The 20,877-nt window shown below is 46.6% G+C and carries 17 protein-coding genes; 10 read left to right on the top strand and 7 right to left on the bottom strand.

The window, feature by feature from the left end; genetic code table 11:
• Positions 1 to 116: 116 nt before the first annotated feature.
• The gene (locus QUA77_RS19920; protein WP_006632014.1) at positions 117 to 1,253 is read left to right on the top strand and encodes a PP2C family protein-serine/threonine phosphatase; all 1,137 of its coding nucleotides are present in this window, start codon (positions 117 to 119) and stop codon (positions 1,251 to 1,253) included.
• 56 nt (positions 1,254 to 1,309) lie between these two features.
• Here the strand turns inward: QUA77_RS19920 and QUA77_RS19915 are convergent, their stop codons facing one another.
• From QUA77_RS19915 to QUA77_RS19900, 4 genes are all read right to left on the bottom strand, one after another.
• Positions 1,310 to 1,636 carry an STAS domain-containing protein gene (locus QUA77_RS19915; RefSeq protein ID WP_041623653.1) on the bottom strand — a complete coding sequence of 109 codons (327 nt, stop codon included), beginning with the start codon at positions 1,634 to 1,636 and terminating at the stop codon, positions 1,310 to 1,312.
• Between the two features lie 239 nt (positions 1,637 to 1,875).
• Positions 1,876 to 2,580 (bottom strand): helix-turn-helix domain-containing protein, encoded by a 705-nt coding sequence (locus tag QUA77_RS19910; RefSeq protein ID WP_333041518.1) that lies wholly within the window; start codon positions 2,578 to 2,580, stop codon positions 1,876 to 1,878.
• A gap of 78 nt (positions 2,581 to 2,658) precedes the next feature.
• Entirely contained in the window at positions 2,659 to 3,210 is a 552-nt protein-coding gene (gene dps, locus QUA77_RS19905) for a DNA starvation/stationary phase protection protein Dps (RefSeq protein ID WP_333041517.1), read from the bottom strand.
• A gap of 95 nt (positions 3,211 to 3,305) precedes the next feature.
• Positions 3,306 to 3,566: a sulfiredoxin gene (locus tag QUA77_RS19900; protein WP_333041516.1), complete on the bottom strand. Its 261-nt coding sequence runs from the start codon at positions 3,564 to 3,566 to the stop codon at positions 3,306 to 3,308.
• 268 nt (positions 3,567 to 3,834) lie between these two features.
• Between QUA77_RS19900 and QUA77_RS19895 the strand changes: the two genes are divergently transcribed.
• The 7 genes from QUA77_RS19895 (at position 3,835) to QUA77_RS19865 (ending at position 13,372) form a co-directional block, all read left to right on the top strand.
• Entirely contained in the window at positions 3,835 to 4,089 is a 255-nt protein-coding gene (locus QUA77_RS19895) for a hypothetical protein (protein WP_190656149.1), read from the top strand.
• A gap of 82 nt (positions 4,090 to 4,171) precedes the next feature.
• Positions 4,172 to 5,251, top strand: a complete 1,080-nt coding sequence (locus QUA77_RS19890; protein ID WP_333452008.1) for an Hpt domain-containing protein — start codon at positions 4,172 to 4,174, stop codon at positions 5,249 to 5,251.
• A gap of 174 nt (positions 5,252 to 5,425) precedes the next feature.
• On the top strand, positions 5,426 to 5,890 hold the full coding sequence (locus QUA77_RS19885; RefSeq protein ID WP_333060564.1) for a Fur family transcriptional regulator: 465 nt from the start codon (positions 5,426 to 5,428) through the stop codon (positions 5,888 to 5,890).
• A gap of 737 nt (positions 5,891 to 6,627) precedes the next feature.
• A complete protein-coding gene (locus QUA77_RS19880) occupies positions 6,628 to 8,841 on the top strand; it encodes a DUF3824 domain-containing protein (RefSeq protein WP_333060563.1) in 2,214 nt (737 codons plus the stop codon).
• A 47-nt stretch (positions 8,842 to 8,888) separates the two neighbouring features.
• Positions 8,889 to 10,838: a DUF3685 domain-containing protein gene (locus QUA77_RS19875; RefSeq protein WP_333452007.1), complete on the top strand. Its 1,950-nt coding sequence runs from the start codon at positions 8,889 to 8,891 to the stop codon at positions 10,836 to 10,838.
• Positions 10,839 to 11,050: 212 nt separating this feature from the next.
• Positions 11,051 to 11,536, top strand: a complete 486-nt coding sequence (locus tag QUA77_RS19870; protein ID WP_333041511.1) for a CRR6 family NdhI maturation factor — start codon at positions 11,051 to 11,053, stop codon at positions 11,534 to 11,536.
• 303 nt (positions 11,537 to 11,839) lie between these two features.
• On the top strand, positions 11,840 to 13,372 hold the full coding sequence (locus QUA77_RS19865; protein ID WP_333452005.1) for an NAD(P)/FAD-dependent oxidoreductase: 1,533 nt from the start codon (positions 11,840 to 11,842) through the stop codon (positions 13,370 to 13,372).
• Positions 13,373 to 13,389: 17 nt separating this feature from the next.
• Here QUA77_RS19865 and QUA77_RS19860 read toward each other — a convergent pair whose 3' ends face one another.
• Entirely contained in the window at positions 13,390 to 13,638 is a 249-nt protein-coding gene (locus QUA77_RS19860) for a hypothetical protein (protein ID WP_333452003.1), read from the bottom strand.
• Between the two features lie 128 nt (positions 13,639 to 13,766).
• On the opposite strand from QUA77_RS19860, the gene QUA77_RS19855 reads away from it, so the two are divergent.
• Positions 13,767 to 14,981, top strand: a complete 1,215-nt coding sequence (locus tag QUA77_RS19855; RefSeq protein WP_333452001.1) for an FAD-dependent oxidoreductase — start codon at positions 13,767 to 13,769, stop codon at positions 14,979 to 14,981.
• Between the two features lie 146 nt (positions 14,982 to 15,127).
• Here the strand turns inward: QUA77_RS19855 and QUA77_RS19850 are convergent, their stop codons facing one another.
• Positions 15,128 to 16,000 carry a pentapeptide repeat-containing protein gene (locus QUA77_RS19850; RefSeq protein WP_333041507.1) on the bottom strand — a complete coding sequence of 291 codons (873 nt, stop codon included), beginning with the start codon at positions 15,998 to 16,000 and terminating at the stop codon, positions 15,128 to 15,130.
• Positions 16,001 to 17,140: 1,140 nt separating this feature from the next.
• A complete protein-coding gene (gene surE / locus QUA77_RS19845; RefSeq protein WP_333082329.1) occupies positions 17,141 to 17,818 on the bottom strand; it encodes a 5'/3'-nucleotidase SurE in 678 nt (225 codons plus the stop codon).
• A 671-nt stretch (positions 17,819 to 18,489) separates the two neighbouring features.
• On the opposite strand from surE, the gene QUA77_RS19840 reads away from it, so the two are divergent.
• Complete coding sequence (locus tag QUA77_RS19840; RefSeq protein WP_333451998.1) at positions 18,490 to 20,823, top strand: serine/threonine-protein kinase PknK; 2,334 nt, start codon at positions 18,490 to 18,492, stop codon at positions 20,821 to 20,823.
• The last annotated feature ends 54 nt before the right edge of the window (positions 20,824 to 20,877 follow it).

The raw sequence follows: 20,877 nt of genomic DNA, 5'->3' as shown, positions 1-20,877 counted from the left end.
AGCAATTACCTCGAAAGCGATGCCAATAAACTATACTCAATCTCAGACAAGGGCGCTGACAGGATATATTTTAAATGACCCCCAGACCTTGAAAAACTTGTAGTACCTAAGTGCCCATGTTTCAAATTCTGGTTATTGACGATGATACGGCTGTTCAAGAACTGCTGAGAAGAACCCTGAAAAAACAGGGTTACGAAGTAACAGTAGCAAGCAATGGCGAAGACGGTGTAGCCCAGGCGCAAAAATTGCGTCCGGCCCTGATAATTTGCGATTGGATCATGCCGCGCTTGACCGGCATCGATGTCTGCCGTCGAGTCAAGGCAGATCCGGATCTGTCAACTACACAATTCTTTTTGTTGACTTCTTTGGGTTCGATCGCCGATCGAGTCAAAGGCCTCGACGCAGGTGCCGACGATTTTATCTCGAAGCCGATCGAACTCAACGAATTACAGGCGAGAGTACGCGCGGGATTGAGGCTGCACCAACTCAGCCGAGATTTGAAAATAGCCAAGCAAAGTCTGGAAGCAGAGTTAGCCGAGGCTGCCGAGTACGTGCAGTCGCTGCTGCCAGATCCGATGACGGAACCTTTCAGCATCGAAGCAAAATTCATTCCCTCCCGGCAGTTGGGGGGAGATTGTTTCGACTACAACTGGCTAGATGCCGATTATTTGGCGATTTACTTACTCGACGTAGCCGGTCACGGTTTGCGGGCGGCCCTGCCTTCTGTGGCAGTGCTGAATTTGCTGCGATCGCGCACGCTCCCCAACATAGACTACTACAAACCCAGCGACGTTTTGCGCGCCCTCAACACCACCTTCCAGATGAGCTACCAAAATGACAAGTATTTCACCATCTGGTATGGCGTTTACAACCGCATTTCTCGCCAGCTAGTTTATGCCAGCGCCGGCCATCCACCGGCCGTGTTGATTTCCCAGTCGCCTGCGAGCACCGCTAAAATCCAGCGATTAAAAACCCCCGGAATGCCGGTCGGAATGTTTCCCGACGCCCCCTATGTCGATAATTGCTGCGATGTCGAGGATTTGAGCACTCTCTACATCTTTAGCGACGGGGTATACGAGATCCACCAACCTGACGGCAATATCTGGGGGCTTGACCCTTTCGTAGATTTGTTAGCAGCTTACAACGGTGCAAGTGCCGACCAGTTAGAGCTGGTTTTGAACTACATTCAAAAGTTGAACGCTAAAGCAGTTTTTGATGATGATTGGTCTTTACTCAAGGTAAACTTTGGCTAGCTGACTTCTTGCACTGCATCTGTGACCAAATAGCAAGAAGGCAGCAGCCCAAAGATTTAGTTAGTTGAGAGAATTTTGCTATTAAAAGCATCGCGGGTCTGAAATATCTCGAAAACTCGATCCATGCTGGTGAGTTCAAATAAGATGCGGATTTGCTCGTTGATAGAACAGACAACTAATTGACTCCCAGCGGCCCGGACTGTTTTGAGCGCCAAAACTAAAGCGCCTAAACCAGAACTATCCATAAATGTCACATCAGTGAAGTCTATCAATACCACATCGGCTCCCGCTTCCACTAGGTCGCTAATCTCTTGGCGGAATTGACTTGCCTTGGTGCCGTCTAAAATGCCAGAGGGCTGAATAATTTTAACTACAGGACTCATATTTTGCGGTGGGAATGTCAGAATTTCTAGCCAGACTAGGCTAGTATAGCTGCGAGATGGACTCCGATCCAAATAACAGGGGGGGAAAGCGCCAGAGCCTGAGAGCGGGAGAATAGTTATGAGTGCAAAAGATGATGCTCGTCGCGGATCGTAACGCCGATCGCAGTCGCAGCGCTTCGCCGCGAGTGAATTTTGAGAGAGGGACAATCTTTGTTCTGCTGAATGCCTTCTGGTATTAATCAAACTCGGCTAACTTTGGCGCGGTAGAGCAGTTTGTCGCCTTGTCTGTAGCCTGTGTAGCGGACTTTGACGGGTTCTCCGGGCTCGGCTGTTCCTTCCATGAGCTGGTGCTGTTGGGGGTTGTAGGGAATCTGGGCTCCGACTGGGGCGATCGACTCCACTCCCCAATGCTCTAATAACTGCTCGACTGGCCGCAGCAAGGGCAGTAGTTTCTGAGCCCGCAAGTTGTGATTTTCCTGAGCTTTGCTCGCAGCAGTCGGCCACTGCAACATCCAAGATTCTAAAATTTGCACGCTAGATAGCTGGAATTCCTGCATCAAAGATTCTCGCTGCTGTTCGATCGAAGCTTGCAGGCGCTGATATTCTTGTTCTAGGGCTGTCGGTGGTGCCTGTTCTAACTCTACATAGTTTGGCGCCAAGGTTGCCAGTAGTTCGGGTAAGGAAATTTGCAAAGCTTGACTAATTTTGAGCAGTATGTCGGCTCGGGTTTGCAAAGCTAAACCGCGACGCAGGCGACTTAGCTGGATCTCGGAAACTCCTGCTTTTTGGCTGAGTTCTCGATCGCTCGAAAGCCCCGCCTGTTCCATCAGGCGTTGCAGTTGAGGAGCATAATCTGGAATATTGGCAGTCACGAAAAACTCATCCAAATTAATAAATGGACATATTCTCGATCGTAAACTGTCACGAGCCTTAAGGAAATACATTTTTGGGGCGGGCTGTTGGGCCCGCCCCACAAGAGTTTCGCAATTTATGCCGATGCAAGTTCAATTATTGAAAGCTTGCTATTTGACGGCTACTTTTTCGCGGGCGGTGGCTGTTGCAGTTGTCGCAGAACCTTGCAAATGCGCTTCTAGGAACCACAAACGCTTGTCAATTGTCCGCGAAATTTCAGTGTAGAGATCCGCTGTGTCGGCGTCGCCGAGTTCGTCTGTTTTGTCGATGGCAACTCGCAGGTGTTGGGCGTAGGGTGCGTAGCGATCGGCCAAAGCCGTCACGTATTCTTTGCCGTCTAAAATGTCGAAAGGAAATTCTGGCAAAATCGAATCTGCTGCGGCTGTGCGGGCTGTTCCTACAGCCAAACCGCCCAAAGCTGTGACCCGTTCGGCAACCAAATCGATGTATTCTTCGAGTTCTGTTGCCATTTCGTCAAACAGCAAGTGCAACTGGTAGAAGTCCATGCCTTTAACGTTCCAGTGAGCTTGCTTGACTTGAGTTTTTAAGTCCAGAGTCGTTGCTAGTGTGGCGTTGAGCAGCCCGACTACTTGAGAGCGGGTGGCGGCTGACATATCGATACGGGTGGGGTAAAGGTGTTGTTTGTGATTGTTGGTAGTCATAGGTTTTTAGCTTGTTATTAGTGATTGTCGATCGAACTTCTTAGAAAGGTTTGGGAGAGGGAATATTTGGCTGTCATGAATTTCTGTTGAGAGGCTCAGGCTAGGTGCATCTGCAACACCGCACGGGGAGCTCGGCGTATTTTACAGCGGATAGTTTCTAAACCGAGACGCTGGCAAGCTTCGTAGCGGTGGCAGCCGGAAAATCCGTAATACTGACCATCTACTTCTAGCACATCGATGGGTTCGTTTAAACCTACCTCGCGGATGGATTCCATGAGGGCGGCGACTTTGGTTTGGTCATTGACTCGCGGCAGGGGGCGGCGAATCTGGTTGAGGGGAATTTCTTCTATCCTCATGGTGACTCTCTTTTTTACTATTTAAATCATACTCGTTATGACTTCGTTTTGTCAACAAACATGAGAACTTAGGCAAAAACGTGGTTTCTGCGGGGAATATGGGGGTTAGAAAATCCCAACTACTGCTATCTAGCCCGGAAATCCCATACAAATACCTATTGAATTGGCAAGACTCAGCACAGGCAGGATTTTTCATGCCTTTCGATAGATCGATCGACCTCAACCTTCTAGCTACAGTGGGAGAAAAGATAAATTGTGGCTTGAAATTATGGCATCCTCCCAACCCCTCAAAGGCATTGAATTGATCGACTGCGCCAAAGCTAACGCCCAACAAGGAATCGCCACAGCCGCGAAGCTTTGCGGCTACGGAGGCGACCTCAACACCTTCGAGCGGGAACTGAAAAAGGCTTGCCAAGACATCGGCGTCGAAGTCAAGGAGTTAAGCGACTTGATTACGGCTCAGCAGATGATGAAACAAGGAATGGGTATTGAAGTCGCTCCAGATACTCCCTCAGAACTCTAGGCTCAATCTCCACCGCACCAGTTTTAAATCTAAGATTGCCCTGACACCAGTATTTTGAGTCTGCTAGCTGAGGCAGGCTAGAATGTTTTGCATGGGAGCTTCCGACTTTAGCCAGGAGTCGCGTTTTCTCCCGCGAAGAGGGTGCTTTCTGGAGGGTGCTGAGATTGTTAGGAGGACTGTCGTGTCAGATCAGCAAGACCGAATTATGCGTTTGTTTATAGAGGAGGCTAAGGAGCACCTCGATACTCTAGAAAATGGTTTAGTGGATTTAAAGTCCACGATGAAAGACCCCGAAAGCGTCCAAGAGATGTTTCGAGCCGCCCATTCCGTGAAAGGAGGGGCGGCTATGCTGGGCTTAGATAGTATTAAAACAACCGCTCACCGCTTGGAAGATTGTTTTAAGGTGCTCAAGGACGGGCCCGTCAAGCAGGTTGACCAAACGGCAGAATCCCTATTTTTAAAGGGAGTTGATACGCTTAAGGACTTGCTGGGGCGACTGGAGGGGCCTTTCGGCTTGAGGAATGAAGAGGGAGAAAAACTCGTGCAGCAGGTGATGCCTGTTTTTGCTCAACTGGAAACTCACCTCAATAAATTGGCGTCGGGTAAAGTGCAGGCTGCTGCTGGGTCTGGTACGCCCGCCGCTCCAACAGCGGGCGGGGTACCGGCGAATTTTGCTGTTGAAGTGATGACTTTACTCAAAGAAATGTTGCAGGTGTTCAAGCAGAAAGAATCGGCTGCTAGTCGCTCTGAGTTGACGGCTGTGTGCGTTCGCCTCTATAAGTTGGGAGGTAAAATTGAGACTTGGCAAAATTTAGTAAAAACAGCTAGAGCAGCGATCGTTAATCCCAAAAACTCTTATAAAGTCTTAGCTCCCCTGATTATCAAAGAACTCAAGGAAGCTGGCGATTTAGTACAAGTGGGGAAAGTCAAGACGATCGTTCCGAGTAAAAATTTGCTACTTTTGGCAGCAAGCCCAAAACCAGCAGAGGCAAGCGCCCCAGCCGCCCCAGCCGCCCCAGCCGCCCCAGCCGCAGCGTCGAAGCAAGTAGCACTTCCCGCCGAACCGAAGGCGGTAGTCAAGCTTTTGCTCAAAACTTTCAACAAAAAGCAACTCTCGGAAATCGCCAAGTTACTGGTTAACGCCATCAAATCCTCGAACTAGGATGTGTGGCAGTAGAAGATAGAGTTGAGCAGCAACTCGAAAAAATTCACTTAGTCGAGATTTTTGCCCTCTACCTTCTACTGTTGGGCAAGCCTGCGTTAGAATTAGTGGATATGTAGGCGTGCAATGTTGTACCAGAATTAAAAATCGAGCAGGCTTTATAAGGCGGTAGCTGTGAAACCAATTCGTTCATTAGAAGATGCTTTAAACCGCTGTCAGGCGATGGGAATGCGCTTGAGCCGCCAGCGTCGATTTATTCTAGAACTTTTGTGGGAGGCAAAAGAACACCTCTCGGCTCGCGAAATTTACGATCGCCTCAACAAACAAGCGCATTCGATCGGTCATACTTCGGTTTATCAAAATCTAGAAGCTTTGTCGAGAGAAGGGATTATTGAGTGCATAGAACGCTCAGAGGGACGCTTGTACGGCAATGTCAGCGACTCTCACTCTCACGTCAATTGTCTTGATACGGCTCAGATTCTAGACGTTCATGTGGAATTGCCGCTCGACTTGATCGAGCTAATCCAAGAGCAAACTGGTGTCAAAATTGTAGACTACCGGATAGATTTCTACGGATACCGATCGGCAGAGTCCGCCACGCAAGCATCGAGTGTCAGCGATACGCCAAAGGCTTCGTAACCGATAAAGCAGCGGCTGTTGGAAGCAAAACGGATATTTGTGATCGACCTGTCGGTCGTATAAAATGATTTAAGTATTTTGCTGGGTTGGATCTGTTTTTTTGCCATCGCCTGCCGGAATTAGGCACAACAGTAGAAAAAAAATGAAAACAGAAAAATGAAACTTGATCGACAAGTTTGGCGATCTGGAATAAAATTTACGACTAAACCCAAAAAATCATTTCTACCCGCTACACGTAAAAGTGTAGACTAAATCCGGCTGTAGTACCCCTTTATTTTTAATCGGCTTGGATGAGACGAAAGTTAGTTTAGTTGCGGTTTCAACCGCTGAGTCTGATAAGGTAATTTCTGACCCGGATTTAATATTAGACCTTAGTTTAATCCCTCCCCTAATTCATCTGTGGAGTCAAATCTAAAATCTAAAATCTAAAATCTAAAATCTAAAATTGATCGACTGACGGGGCTTTATACTGCTTTTTCTGCTAAACGGCCCCGGGATCTGTCAATAACTGTGTGATAACTGGTATGATTTACGTGCCTCGAGAGCCTAAAAAACTCGGAAGCAACCAGTGGGGCTGGACACGAACCTCACTATAAAACGCCGTAGAGGGAAAGATTGCCAGTACCTTGAAGGAAGTTCTCGATCTCCTTAACAGGAGTCAGAAGCCCACATCACAATCTATGATTTGATGTGGGAGTGTCACGTGAAGAGTGCGCATTACAGGACAGGCTGAAGTAATGGCGAGACGACAATCTGACCAATTCCACACACCACCGCAATACAACCCATCCCCTAAACCGACGGCACAGTTCAGTGCAGAGGCGACAGGCGATGCGAGTTCCTTCGTAACGGCCCAGCCGACCGATGGAAAAAGAACTTTTTGGCAGTGGCAGCTTATCTGGCTGAGTCTCCTGGTGGGATTTGGAGTAACCGGTGCCGCTGCATTTCTCTGGTTGCTGACGATGCCGCCACCGCCCAATTGCCAGCAACTGTCGCCCTTGGCGGCCGACGGAGAGCGACTTTACTGCGCTCAACAAGCTGCTAAGTCGGGCAAGCTAGAACAGCTAGAATCGGCAATGGCACTGGTGCAGGCTTGGCCGAAAGAACATCCGCTATACTCGCAGGGTCAACATTTGATAGGGGAATGGTCGAAAGCCATTCTGGGATTTGCCAGGGCAAAAATTGAGAGGGGCGATTTGAAAGGCGCCCTAGAGATTGTGGCGAAAATTCCGAAAACCAGTCCGTCTTACCCCGAGGTAGAAGAGGCTGTTACGGCTTGGGAAAAAAATTGGCAGGAGGGCCAAAAACTCTACGATACAGCCCTAGCAGCTTTGAAAAGTGAGGATTTAAGGAAGGCTTGGGATTATGCTCAAGCTTTGTTCAAGCTGGAAAATATTTTCTGGAGTCAAAAGCGTTACAACGAGCTGATCCAGCAGATTTCTTTGGAAAGAAACGGCTGGCAGCGCTTGCAAGAGGCTAGAGATTTGGCGAAGGACGAGACTCCGCAAAAGTTCGCTGAGGCGATAGTCCTGGCTCGCAAAATAGACTCGCAGCTTTTTGCCCGCGCTAAAGCTGAAAAGGAAATTGAGGGATGGAGCCGGACTTTGCTGGCAATGGCTACTAAGCGGTTGGGGGCGAAAGACCTGCCGGGGGCGATCGAGGCTGCTTCAGTTGTGCCACAGGATTCGCTACTGTTTGCGGAAGCTCAAGATTTGATGCAGTTGGGTAGGGCTCAGGCAGTGACGTGGAACCAGTCGATATCAACTCCGCTGCCACAACACATTTTTAGCTTGCTCGAAGGGCAGGGCGCTGCTAGCCAAATTGCTCCGGGTCGCCCTCTGTACAAGCAAGCTCAAGTTCAAATTGAAAATTTGCAGGTGCAGTTTCAAGATTTGCTGCGACTGCAAGTGGCGAGTACGATCGCTAGTTTCGGTCAGATAGGAACGTTTGGACTCGCGATCGAGCAAGCGCAAACCATCGGAATTAAGCAACCGCGGCGGATTCACGCTCAAACTTTGGTGGCTGCTTGGCGCCGGGACATTCAGCGGATCGAAGACCAATCTTTTCTGACTCTGGCGAAGCAGTTGGCAGAACCGCAAACGGTTGAAGGACTTAAGGGCGGCATGGCTCAGCTACTCCTGATCGCTCAAAACCGTCCCCGCAGGATAGAAGCGCAAACTCTCTTGGCTCAGTGGACGAAACGCATAGAAGTTATTCAAGATCAGCCTTTTTTGGATGAAGCGATCGCCCTGGCGAAGCAAGGAAAACTTAGTGCTGCTATTGAAAAAGCTTCGCAAATTAAGAGCGGTAGGACTTTGTACGCGAAAGCTCAGGATAATGTCTATCAGTGGGTGAGCGAACTGCAAGTTGCTCAAGATAGACCGATTCTCGATCGAGCTGCGGCATTGGCATCTCAAGGCAGTCTAGGAGCGGCGATCGATACCGCTTCCCAAATCGGTTACGGTAGGGCGCTGTATTCAGAAGCGGCAGGTGCGATCGGGCGCTGGAGTGCTGAACTTAGAGCCAACAGTGCGCCGCCGCCGGAACCCGTTCGCGAGTACGCGCCGGCTCCAGCAGAGGAGTATGCGCCAGCTCCTCGACAGGAGGAGTACGCGCCAGCTCCTCGACAGGAGGAGTACGCGCCAGCTCCTCGACAGGAGGAGTACGCGCCAGAACCAGAGCCTTACTATCCGCCTGCGAGAGAAGAGGCCCCGGCTCCCGAGCCTTACAATCCGCCTGCTCCGGAGCCGGAACCTTACTATCCGCCCGCGAGGGAGCCAGAACCTTACAATCCGCCTGCTCCGGAGCCGGAACCTTACTATCCGCCCGCGAGAGAAGAGGCCCCGGCTCCGGCTCCGGAACCTCCTCCTCCGGCTCCGGCTCCAGAACCCGCGCCGCCCTCGATTCCGGAATCGGCTGGGCCTCCTGATGCTAATTTGATCCCCGAGTAATTGGGTTTTCGCGCGATCGAGCTCTAAAATCTCCAATCTAAAATCAAGTGAGTAATTTCCAACTGCTGACGATCGATGGCGACCCCATTTTCCGGCTGGGGCTGCGAGTCGCTTGCGAGCAGTATCCAGACTTGCAAGTTATCGCAGAGGTTTCAACGGAAACCGAGGCTTTGCGGGTTCTAGAAGCTCGCTCGCTCAGCTCTGGAGCAGCCAAGAAGCCCGCAGATTTGGTAATTTTGGCTGTTGAGACCCTAAATTTGCGATCGGGTCAAATAGAGGCGCTGGCATTTTGTCGCGAACTTAAAAATTTGTACCCCAACCTGCCACTGTTGGTGCTAGGCGGGCGGCTGACACCAGACCTGTTGGCGCAAATACAGGCTGCCGACGTGAATGGCTATTCTCCTAAAGGTAGAGATATTTCCCGGACTATTGAAGCTATTCGCGCTGTGGCATCTGGTTGCACTTATTGGGCGACGGATGCGGGCACTAACCCGGAAATAGAACTAAATGCAGCGGTGGTTCAAACAGTAGAAAACTCCGCAGCAATTGCAGATAAAAATGTAGATAATTCGACAGTTGATACGCCAGTACACAAAAAAATACTGGCTTATTTTTGTCTTTCTGGACTACGGGAAATAGATGCAAGTTTGGCAGTTGTCCAAGCTGATTTGCAAGAGATAAAAGCGGCCGAGCCGACAGATTTGCCTTCTATTTTAGATGGGGTTGTACTCAGCGGACGCCGCAGAGAATTGCTGGCAGCTCGTTGGATTGTCAGTCAGTTATTATTTGAAGGAAAAGGGGAGAAGGCAGAAGGCAGAAGGCAGAAGGCAGAAGGCACAGGGGAGAGGGGAGAAGGCAGAGGGGAGAAAGAAGAAATTAGAGGCGAGAATTTGTTAAATAATTCTCAATCGCAATTAGCGAATTCCCAAGTTTCGGCTGAATCTTTGGTGGTTGCAACTAATTGGCAAGGTAGCTTGTTTGACTCGGTGGCAGCTAAATTGCAGTTTGATTTGGTGAATTTGACTGGCTTGCCTTTGGAAATCGATATTTTGCGATCGCCCAAAAAGCGTGAATTGATGACCTCCATCCTGCGGAAGTTAAAGGATTTGCTGGAGGAATTGCGCTTTTCGCAAGTGCACCAAACTCAATTGTCGCAAAAAATGCCTGCTATTTTACGGGATTTGTGGCAGGCGACAATCATAGATTTTTTTGGGAGATACTATACACTGCAAACGGGAGAAAATCGGGTTTTTGATGGCAGTCAAACCAGCTTGAAACTAGGAGAAAGTCAAGGGGGAAGCGCTGCTTATCTCTTGGCAGGCAGTGGGGTAGAAGTTGTGCCGATGCTGCTGGCAGATGCTGATGTAGTTGCAGCAGAAATCCTTGATAAAATACCGATGACAATTGATTTTTTTGCACATTTGCTATTTGAAATTCCTCTAACAGTTGACAATATTTCTTGTGTTGCTGGCAGCCCGGAAGCCATGCAGCGAGCTGAAGCTTTGTTAGAAAATTTGGCAATTCAAGTTGCTAGCGGAGTGGTGCAGCCTTTACTAAATAATTTGGCAAATATTGAAGAAATCAAGCAAAATTTTTACGATAGCAAGTTGATTTCGACGCGAGAAATTGAGAGATTTCGGAATGATTTGTCATGGAGATATAGCTGGAATAGATATTTTGTGGAACCGAAAGCTATTTTTGAAAGCAGGTTTTGGCTGTTTGTTTGGGGCGATTCTGGAATTAAGAGAATTTCTATTTATGCTCCGAGAAATCAGGAGTTAGCACAGCTTTCTAGGTGGCAGTTAGCCTTGACGTTGCTGCTGGAAACCAGAGATGCGATCGCACCTAGAGTTCGCGCCGTTATTTCGTTGTTGGGTGCTGGCGTTGTTTACGTTTTGACTCAGGTTATAGGGCGGGGAATTGGTTTGATAGGCAGGGGAATTATCCAGGGGATTGGTAATTCTTTGCAAGATAGCAAGTTTGGCAAAAATGGGTGATGGGTGGGCAACGAGTAGTAGAAAAGATTGCATAAATCTTTGATGCAAGAGGGAAAGCGTAGATTAACTGGGATTAACGCAGAGGCTTTTCAAAAAATCTTGCGAAGGTCTGCAAGAGTTCTGGTGTAGGGGATTTAAGAGATTTGATATAATGGGTGATTGGTGATTAGTGGTATTATAGATAAAACTTAATTCTATAAGGTTGAAATTTTATGAGTATTATGATAGCGATAGATGCCGATCGCATAAACAGTTTAGATTTGTCTCCGGTGCGGACTGTGGTTGAAAAGTGGCTGGCCGAAGGAGCGATCGCCCAAAACGAACAACAGCTACAATTTGAAATTGAGTATCCGCGCGAAGAGTTAGATCCGCGAGAAATTTCGGAAATTCCAGAAGTGCGGCTGTGGTTTATTCGCTTGGATGCTTGTTACCCTTGGCTGCCATTTTTGCTGGATTGGAAAGCGGGAGAATTGGCCCGCTATGCCGCGATGTTGGTGCCGCACCAGTTCCACCGCACCCAAGGTATTCAGTACAATCCTGAAGCATTGGAAATGTTTTTGATGAACAAAATTTTTGTGTTGACTGATTGGTTTAATCAGCAGGGAATCCCCAGTAAATCAAAGTTGATGGCGATGTCGCAGATGTTTGGTTATGATTTGGAGGATGCTTTTTTTGATGTGATTGTGCCTCACAAATAAGCGATCGCACTCTAATTAACATACTCCTAATTAGGTAGGCTACTCTATACCTTAAGACTAAGAACAAAGGTATAAACCCGATTTCTTCCCTTATGGGGCGGGCTTTCCAGTCCGCCTCCGCAGCTATAAGTTCTATCCGCAACAGCTTGATTAAGCTTAACAGCAACCGCACTCAGACTTTAAGACAATCCTTAAACCAGCGCGCCTCAAAAAATTGTTGCTGGACTTCAGAATTTTCTCAGAATTGATAGTTAGTTTAAATAGACAACGATCGCCCCATTCAATCGATCGAGGAAATTTACCATGAAAACAGATTACCTCATCGTCGGCAGTGGTTTATCAGCACTGGTTTTCGGAGCGTTGATGGCAAACTCCGGCAAAACCGTACACATCCTCGAAGCTCACGAGCATCCCGGAGGCTTTGGTCACACCTTTACGATGGCCAACAAATACACCTTTAATGCCCAATTCCACTACGTTTGGGACTGCGGCGAAGGACATACAGTCAATCGAGTTCTCAAAAAACTCGGTCTCGATCAAGATGTCACCTTTGAACGGTACGATCCGAATGGCTACGACCACATGAGGATGCCTGGGTATGCGCTCGATATTCCCTCCGAACCAGAGGAACTGATCCGGCGATTGTCGGCGCTGTTTCCCGAAGCGGGCGAGAGAATTCGCCAATTCGTCAACGAAGTCGAGAAAACCGGCGAGGGACTCAGAAAACTCGCTCCTCCCGTCAAGCCAATTGAATTGCTCAAAAATTTCGGTGACGTATTCTGTGCTGTCCAACACCTCAACAGTACACTTCAGGACGTTTTCGACAAGTTCCAACTCCCGCAAGCCGCCCAAACCCTATTAGCCCTGCAATGGCCGGACTTTTTGCTGCCTCCAAATCAGCTTTCTTTCTATGCTTGGATTGCCTTGTTTAGAGGCTATCAAGAAGGTGCATTTTACCCGACGCAGCATTTTGAAGATGTCATCAATTCTTTAGTTAAAGTCATTGAATCCAACGGGGGCAAAGTTCTACTAAACCATGAAGTCACGAATTTTAGGGTGACAAACAGAACAGTAACGGGAGTTGAAGCGATGGATTTGACCACGCATCAAACCCATGAATTCACGGGCGACACGGTGATTTGCAACCTCGACCCGAAAAGAGCGGCCAAGATGATTGGAGAGGAACTGTTCTCTAAAAAAGTGCGGCGGAAACTCAACTATGAGTATTCTGCATCTAACTACATGGTGTACTGCGTTGTCAAAGATATCGATCTCCGAGACTATGGATTTGGTAAGTGGAATACATTTCATTCGGAACACTTGGATCTAAATGAAGCTTTTGCTCAAATGTATGAGCAAAATGACTTTTCTCGTCCGAGCTTTGCAATTACAACGCCAACTTTACTGACGGAAGCGCGGCGGGATTGTCCAGAAGATTGTCAAATTGTCGAATTTCTGACTGTTGCTAATTACAGCTATTTTAAACAGCTTTGGGAGACAGATCGCAAAGCTTACAGGCAGAAGAAGCAAGAGATTCTGGACTCGATTTTAGATGTTGTTGAAAAACACTATGTTCCGAATTTCCGCAAACACATGGTCTTTCATGTTACCGGAAGTCCGACGACTAACGAGCGCTTCTGTTGGTGTCCTAACGGTAATTCCTACGGTTCCAGCCTGACGCCGCGCAACATGGGGGTCGATCGACTAAATCATGAAACATCCCTCAACAATTTCTATTTCTGCAACGCCTCCTCGGGCTATCCAGGCTTTGCGCCGACATTTTGGACGGGGGCGCTGCTTTATCAACGTTTATCCGGCGATCCGATTTTAGGCTAAGGAAAATTAGCAATTGATTATTTTCCTCTTTCTCTCGTTTCTTGGCTTTGCCAAGGAATGAATTTCACTCTTGCTCTGCCTGCTCTTAAAAAATTATCATTTCTGCTCTCATTATCTCGTTCCTTGGCTCTGCCAAGGAATGAATTTCTGGAGGCTCTGCCTCCTCTTAAAAATGACGAGGCAGAGCAACAGTGAAATGCCTTTCCAGGTTCTACCTGCGAACTAAAATTTATTCCTTCTTCCTTCTTCCTTTTTCCTTCTTCCATATTCCATCTTCCCGACATCCGTTACATCCGTTACATAATCCGTTGCCGAACTTCCTTATTCGTGACATCCGTGACATCCGTTACATAATCCGTTGCCGAACTTCCTTCTATCAATCTAGGAGTGAACTATGAGAATTGCAATTGTTGGGGGCGGAGCCAGTGGTATGGCAGCAGCCTACTGGCTCGACAAACAGGGGCATCACGTCACTGTTTTGGAAAGTCAGCCGATTTTAGGCGGACACATTCGGACGCTGAACAAAAATGTTGTACCCAATCAATCGGAGTGCAATGAAATATTAGAAAATGGGGTGCTAGAATTTCCCACTGTGTTTTACAATTTCGTGGCTTTTATGCAGGAGCTAGACGTGGAATTAGAACCCGTGCAGATTGGTTCCGCGCTGTTTTTTAAAGATGGCACCCACTTTTTGTCGGCGGTATCTATCCGAAAGAATTTCAGCGGAATCCAACGCCTGATCGAGTATTTGCGCCTGGATAGTCTCTACGCTCGTTCGGCTGCATTTATTTTAAAAATGCGGTTTGCTAAACAGCATGATTTCTACGATGTGCCGCTTTCGGAGTCTTTGAAAAGCTCGTGCGTCCGCAATTATTGGCTGAAGTTGCTGACGATGTACAGCTACTCGATACCGTTTGAATTGCTCGACAATTTCCCGGCAGAATTAGCGATGCCTGTTTTGCGCGAATATGCCTCGGTCAACTGGGTGAGGATTAAAGGGGGGGTGTATTCTTACATTGAAAAGATTTTGGAGCGATTTAAGGGCGATATACTGTTAAATGTGGAGATTGCCAATATTTTTAGAAGTGCGGATGCTGTAAAAATCGTGTTTTCTGATGGGGAAATCCAGGAATTTGATAAGGTGGTTTTTGCGATGCCACCAGATCAAGTTATGAGGCTGTTGTCTGATCCGACGGAGGCGGAAACGAAGCGATTTTCGGCGTGGAAAGCCAATTATGCAACCACTGTACTGCATTCGGATACATCGATGTACGATCGCTACGGTATCCGCAAGTTATCAGAATTTGATTTTTTCGAGACGGACAAGGGATGGGGATATAATGCGAGCTTGAATCAGCTTTGCGGCATCTCATCCCCACGAGAGTACAGTTTAGCTTTTCAACTCGAAGAGTCGATCGCCCAAAACCACATTATTCACATTCAGAAACATCACACGCCGCTGTACACTGTCGAGTCTTTTCGATATCGAGATGAAGTTATCGAGACTAATGGCGAAAACAACACTTATCATGCGGGAGCTTATTTGGGGGATGGTTTGCACGAAGGAGCCATTACCTCTGCTTTGCGAGTCGCAAAATTAATCGGGTGAACTCAATTGTGAAGCTACAAACTCTCGCAAATATCAGTAAATTTCTTGTCGGTGCAGCACTCTCACAAAAGTAATGATGTCTGCATCAAAAGTTAAACCAATGCGAGAGTCGCCCACTCGGATGCGAGATTAATTTTTAGCGTTGCCTAAGCTGCGACACCACGTGCTGTAGTTAAGTAGACATCATTGCTCAAAGATGGGGGCATTGTTGAGCCGGCTAACTGAGTACCCTCAAAGTTGGTTCCCGTGAATGTTGCCCCGCTCAAGTCGGCTTCGCTCAAGTCTGCATAGCACAACCTAGCCCAATCGAGGTTTGCCTGCACCAAAGAAACTCCCACCAGATTTGCCCTGGTTAAATCTGCTCCCATCAACTTGACGCCCCGCAACTGAGCCCCGCTGAGATTGGCAGCTAATAAGTTCGAGCCTTCCAGGTTTACCCCGTTTAGTTTGGCTTCGCTCAGGTTGACACCATTGAGATCCGTCCTGCTCATGTCGATGCCATTGATGTAAGCTTTCCTAAGATAGATGCCTGTTAGTTGAGCGCCAAAAAGCTTTGCACCGCTGAGTTTTGCCCCTCCGCAGTTTGCCCAGTTGAGGTTGGCTCCCGTGAGGTTGGCGCCCCGCAGGTTTATGAATTGCAGGTCGGCTGTACACAAATTGGCGTTCCAGAGGATGGCGCTCCGCAGGTTGCTACCGATGAGTTGGGCGCCACTCAACTTTGCCCTGGGCAGTTTTGCTTTGACGAGGAAAGCTCCGCTGAGATTGGCTTTTGTAAGCTCTGCGTCGGCTAGCCTGGCTTGGCCCATTTTGGCAAAACTCAGATTTGCCCTGTAAAGGTTTGCGCCGTTGAGTTCTGCTTTTGTCAGATGGGCCCGACTCAGGTTAGCTCCAGACAGGTTAGCCCTCGAAAGGTTTACGCCAACCAACATAGCTCCGCTGAGGTTTGCTCCGCTGAGGTTTGCGTCAGCAAAGTCTCTGTTACCATTTTCGTACTCTTTGAGCAGCTCGGTTACTTCCATACGGGTCACATTCCTAATAGCGGAAATTTATCTAGAAATAAACACTCTTTATAAGTATTTTATCTCAAAAGGAGCGGACGCGCTCGCACTTTCAAGAAAGCTGAACAATTAACTTTATATTTATACATATACTTTGTGCTTTTCCAGAGTCCCGACCGTCTTGAGGTCCTAGCCTGAAACCCTTGATTTACTTAACCTCTAGAGTGCTTCGGCAAGCGTTGCGATCGTACTGAGATCGGTGAAACCGTTATTCTCAGTAGGTAAGCCATCCAACACTGTCCGAATTTTTAATCAATAGTAAAATAATATTCTTTTTGTCCACTGTGACTAACAGCTTTTTTAAACGGAGACTGCAAATTTGTTAGTTGTGTTTGCTTCAGGTGTCGCGAAGGCTGGCATGGTCATATCTCCATATTTTGATCTACTGTCATTTTTCATGAAAATTAGATGTAAAACAACAGCTTAATCAGCGAGAATTTTTCTCGGTTGTCTCGCAGCAGTTATACGATCGTGCTTTTCAATATTTCCTTGAGTCTATCGGAGTGAAAAGTAATTTCACACATTGTACTTATGAGGAATTTATCGATATGCCTAACGGTAGAGGGGATTCGTTCAAAATCTAGCAGATAATATACTGCAGATGGTACAAAACTAACAGCGAGTAAGATCTTTAGAGAATCACCCCCTCTACTGGCAGTTAGGCAAATATGTCAATCTATGTTATGCTGAGTCAAACTTGAGGAAAGATCATGTCAAAAGAAAGAAAAAGCAACAAAGAAGTCAAAAAGCCAAAGAAACAACCTGATGGTGTTGCTAAGCCGAAGGATGACAAAAAAAATTATGGTAGCACCGAGGGCCGCAAGTAGAGATAGCTGCCACTCTCGGGATTGTGATTAATTTTGTTCAATTGTCATTACTATCGATTTTTAACAAATTTAAATATCCTATTTTGGGATTATCCGAAAACAGGTTTATTATATCTAGGGAATATGCAGTGCTAAACCCAAAGTATAATGAAATCTGTTTTTAGCCATGAATGTGAAACATTCTGTCGCCGATCGAATTTAAGACCGTCTATTTATGTTTTCTTGAAAAAAATATAGTTCGATCGCCCAATCCCATCAAATCCCATCAAATCTATCACAGCGATATCTCAGTAACTGCAATATTACCCTCAAAACACACGTCAACATCAGTCCCTGCCGCCCGATCGCGCGATCCATACTCTCCCGCATAATAAAAGTATTCTCCCTCCACCCGGTAAACCACTGGCAGTGGCTGCGTCGAAGGCTGGCAAAACACAATTTCCGGTTCCGCACTTCCCGGCGCTAAATGCGGCAAATTCACATTCCAGAAACACCCAGACTTTAGTTCCCGGTTCAGCAAATCCGCTAACACCCGCGATGTCCAACGAGTAGCGACATCCCAGTCTATTTCGAGCGGCCTTTTAATCCGGTGGGAAATTGCGATGCCCGGAATACCGTGCATGGCTGCTTCCCGCACAGCCGCCACCGTACCCGAAATATACACGTCAACCCCCAAATTGCCGCCCGCGTTAATACCCGAAAGCACCAAATCCGGCTTCGCACAAACGTGATGAAGAGCAATACGCACGCAATCGGCCGGTGTTCCCCCTACAGCATATTCAAATTCTGATCGGCGATCGACATGAATCGGACTGTGAGCAGTCACTTGATGCCCGCAGCCCGACAATTGCCCCTGCGGAGCCACCATAATTGTTTTGCCTTCTACAGCCTGCAAAAGTGCTTGAATGCCCGGAGCATCGATGCCGTCGTCGTTGGTTAAAATTATCGTCATTATGTGTCGGTTTTATAGAACCGATTTGAGATCGCAGAGGCTGGCAACCTTCTGATAGTTCTAGCCCAAATTGGTTGTTGATTGGTGGCGATCGTCAGTATGAGCATTGCCACACATTTATATCATGGCATTAATTGAACAGTTGCCCCAGAAATGTGGCGCGCCACATTTTAGATCAGCCGCATCTTGATGTGTCAGTTAAAGCGACTTGTTACGCTTGCCCCAGTGCAGCATTCATGACATCAGTGTCGATGGAAACATCTAATGACATAATTTTTTCCTCGGCTCTCCGCGATGCTTGATGTTAAAAGTAGCAGATGATACTAAGTATCTGAGACTGAACGTTGAAACCCTCGATTGTGCTAAATTATTAGCTTGCGTTATCACCATAAGTACGAGAGAGCCGATAATAAGTTAATGTCGATTCAAATTGCGCTACGCAGGGGATGGGAGAATAGGAAATCCTTACCAAGCAGAGTATCTAAGTTCCAGTCCTCAGCCCCCATTCATAAATCAAATACTCATCTACACTGTTACCATTATTACATCTCACCCAGGAGAGCCACATGAGCGAACCCCCTCAAAGCAATGCCAAAACAGGCTGTCCCCCAGATTATCCATGAATCTGGCGGTGATTTAGAATAGTTGATGAAAAGGAGAAGGTGAAAAAAATGATTAGTTTACCTGGATACGAAATTAGAGAAAAAATTTACGAAGGAACCAGAACAGTTGTTTATCGGGGAAACAGAAATCAGGATCGAGAGTCAGTTATCATTAAAATAATCCAAGACGAGTATCCGACTATTGAGCAGATTGCCCGGTTAAGGCAAGAATTTACAATTATTCAAATTTTAGACGTTCCAGGAATTGCCAAAGGCTACAGTTTAGAAAAGTACCAGAATAATTTTGCTCTGATCTTAGAAGATTTTGGCGGTCAATCCCTTTGCCACTTACTCGCAGCCAATAAACTGTCATTAACCGAGTCTCTGACTATAGCTGTTGCTCTGGCAGAATCTTTAATTCAGATCCATAGAGTCCCAATTATTCATAAAGATATTAAACCCACAAATATCGTTATTAATCAATCAACAAAACAAATTAAACTGATTGACTTTAGTATTGCTTCGCGGTTGGAATTAAAGAGCCAAACAATTAGCAATCCCAACTTGCTAGAAGGGACTCTCGCTTATATGTCACCCGAACAAACGGGAAGGATGAATCGAGCAATTGACTACCGCACCGACTTCTACTCTTTGGGAGTGACTTTCTATGAAATGCTGACCAACCAGTTGCCATTTACTACCACCGATCCGATGGAGTTGGTTTACTGTCATATTGCCAAACAACCAGTCCCACCTAAAGAGGTAGCAGAAATTCCTCAAGCGGTTTCAGATATTGTCATGAAACTGTTAGCAAAAAATGCGGAATACCGATATCAAAGTGCGGCGGGATTAAAATTTGACCTGGAAACTTGTTTGCAGCAATTGCAGACAACTGGAAAGATTGAAAATTTTCCAATCGGTCAACGGGATCGCGGCAACCAATTACTCATTCCCCAGAAGCTTTATGGTAGAGAAACCGAAGTCCAAATTCTTCTAGATGCCTTTGGACGAGTCAGCCTCGGTGCTACCGAGATGATGTTAGTTTCCGGTTATTCCGGGATTGGTAAAACTTCAATCGTCAATGAAGTTCATAAACCAATTCTAGCAGCTAGGGGATATTTTATTGCGGGTAAATTTGACCAATTTAAGCGCAATATTCCCTATGCAGCTTTAATCCAAGCATTTCAGGAATTAGTTCGTCAGCTATTAACCGAAAGTTCCGAACTGATTGCGGTTTGGAAAGAAAACTTATTAAAAGCGCTAGATAATAACGGTCAAGTTATTATTGATGTTATCCCGGAAGTCGAACTAATTATCGGTAAACAGCCGGAAGTTCCTCAACTGGGATCTTCGGAATCGCAAAACAGATTTAATCGGGTATTTCAACAATTTATTCGAGTTTTTTGTCAACCAGAACACCCGCTAGTCATATTCCTAGACGATTTACAGTGGGCAGATTCGGCATCTCTAAAGTTAATACAACTCTTAGTCACTGACCCAGATAACAAATATTTGTTAACGATTGGAGCTTATCGAGATAACGAAGTCAATCCCGTTCATCCTTTAATTCAGACCATAGAAAAAATTCAAGAAAATGAAACGGTGGTGAATAATATCACCATTCAGGCGCTGGCTTTGGATAGCGTCAACCAATTAATCGCCGACACTCTTGATGGCAGCGTAAACTCAGAGCAAATCAAACTTTTTTCTGAATTACTTTTTAATAAAACCCAAGGGAATCCGTTTTTCTTAACCCAGCTACTCAAAACCCTGTACTCGGAAAATCTGCTGGTTTATCAAGTAGATACAGACCGCTGGGAGTGGGATATTCAACAAATCCAAGCAATTGGTATCGCAGATTTCAATATCGTTGAACTGGTTGCCAGAAATATTCGCAAACTCCCAGAAACAACGCAGAAAGCATTAAAATTAGCAGCTTGTATCGGCAACCAATTTAACTTAGAAGTTTTATCAATTGTCAATGAAGAATCAAACTTAGTGACGGCTGGTCATTTGTGGGAGGCAATGCAAGCTGGCTTGATTCTGCCGCTGTCTGAAAGTTACAAAATTCCTTTAGTATTTGCCCAGGAAGAGTTGGCATCTGTACGGGATATCAAAGTTGAATACAAATTTTTGCACGACCGAGTGCAGCAAGCTGCTTATTCTTTGATTCCAGAGTCAGAGAAAAAAGCGACTCACTTGAAAATTGGTCAACTGCTGCTGAATAATACAACAGAGCAAGAGCGAAAAGATAATATTTTTGCTCTGGTCAACCAACTGAATTTTGGCACAGATTTGCTAACTAATCAGTCAGAAAAAGATGAGCTGGCTGAATTAAACCTGATTGCTGGACAGAAAGCAAAGGCAGCTACTGCATATGACAATAGTCCGGACAGTTTTTAAGCAGCCAAAGTACCATAAGACAAGACTGAAGGAAGGTTAGGGTGATTTAAAATC

The organism is Microcoleus sp. K5-D4 (assembly GCF_036704575.1).
Taxonomy (GTDB): domain Bacteria; phylum Cyanobacteriota; class Cyanobacteriia; order Cyanobacteriales; family Microcoleaceae; genus Microcoleus.
The sequence above is the reverse complement of the archived record's forward strand: the minus strand, read 5'-3'. Positions and strand labels throughout refer to the sequence as shown.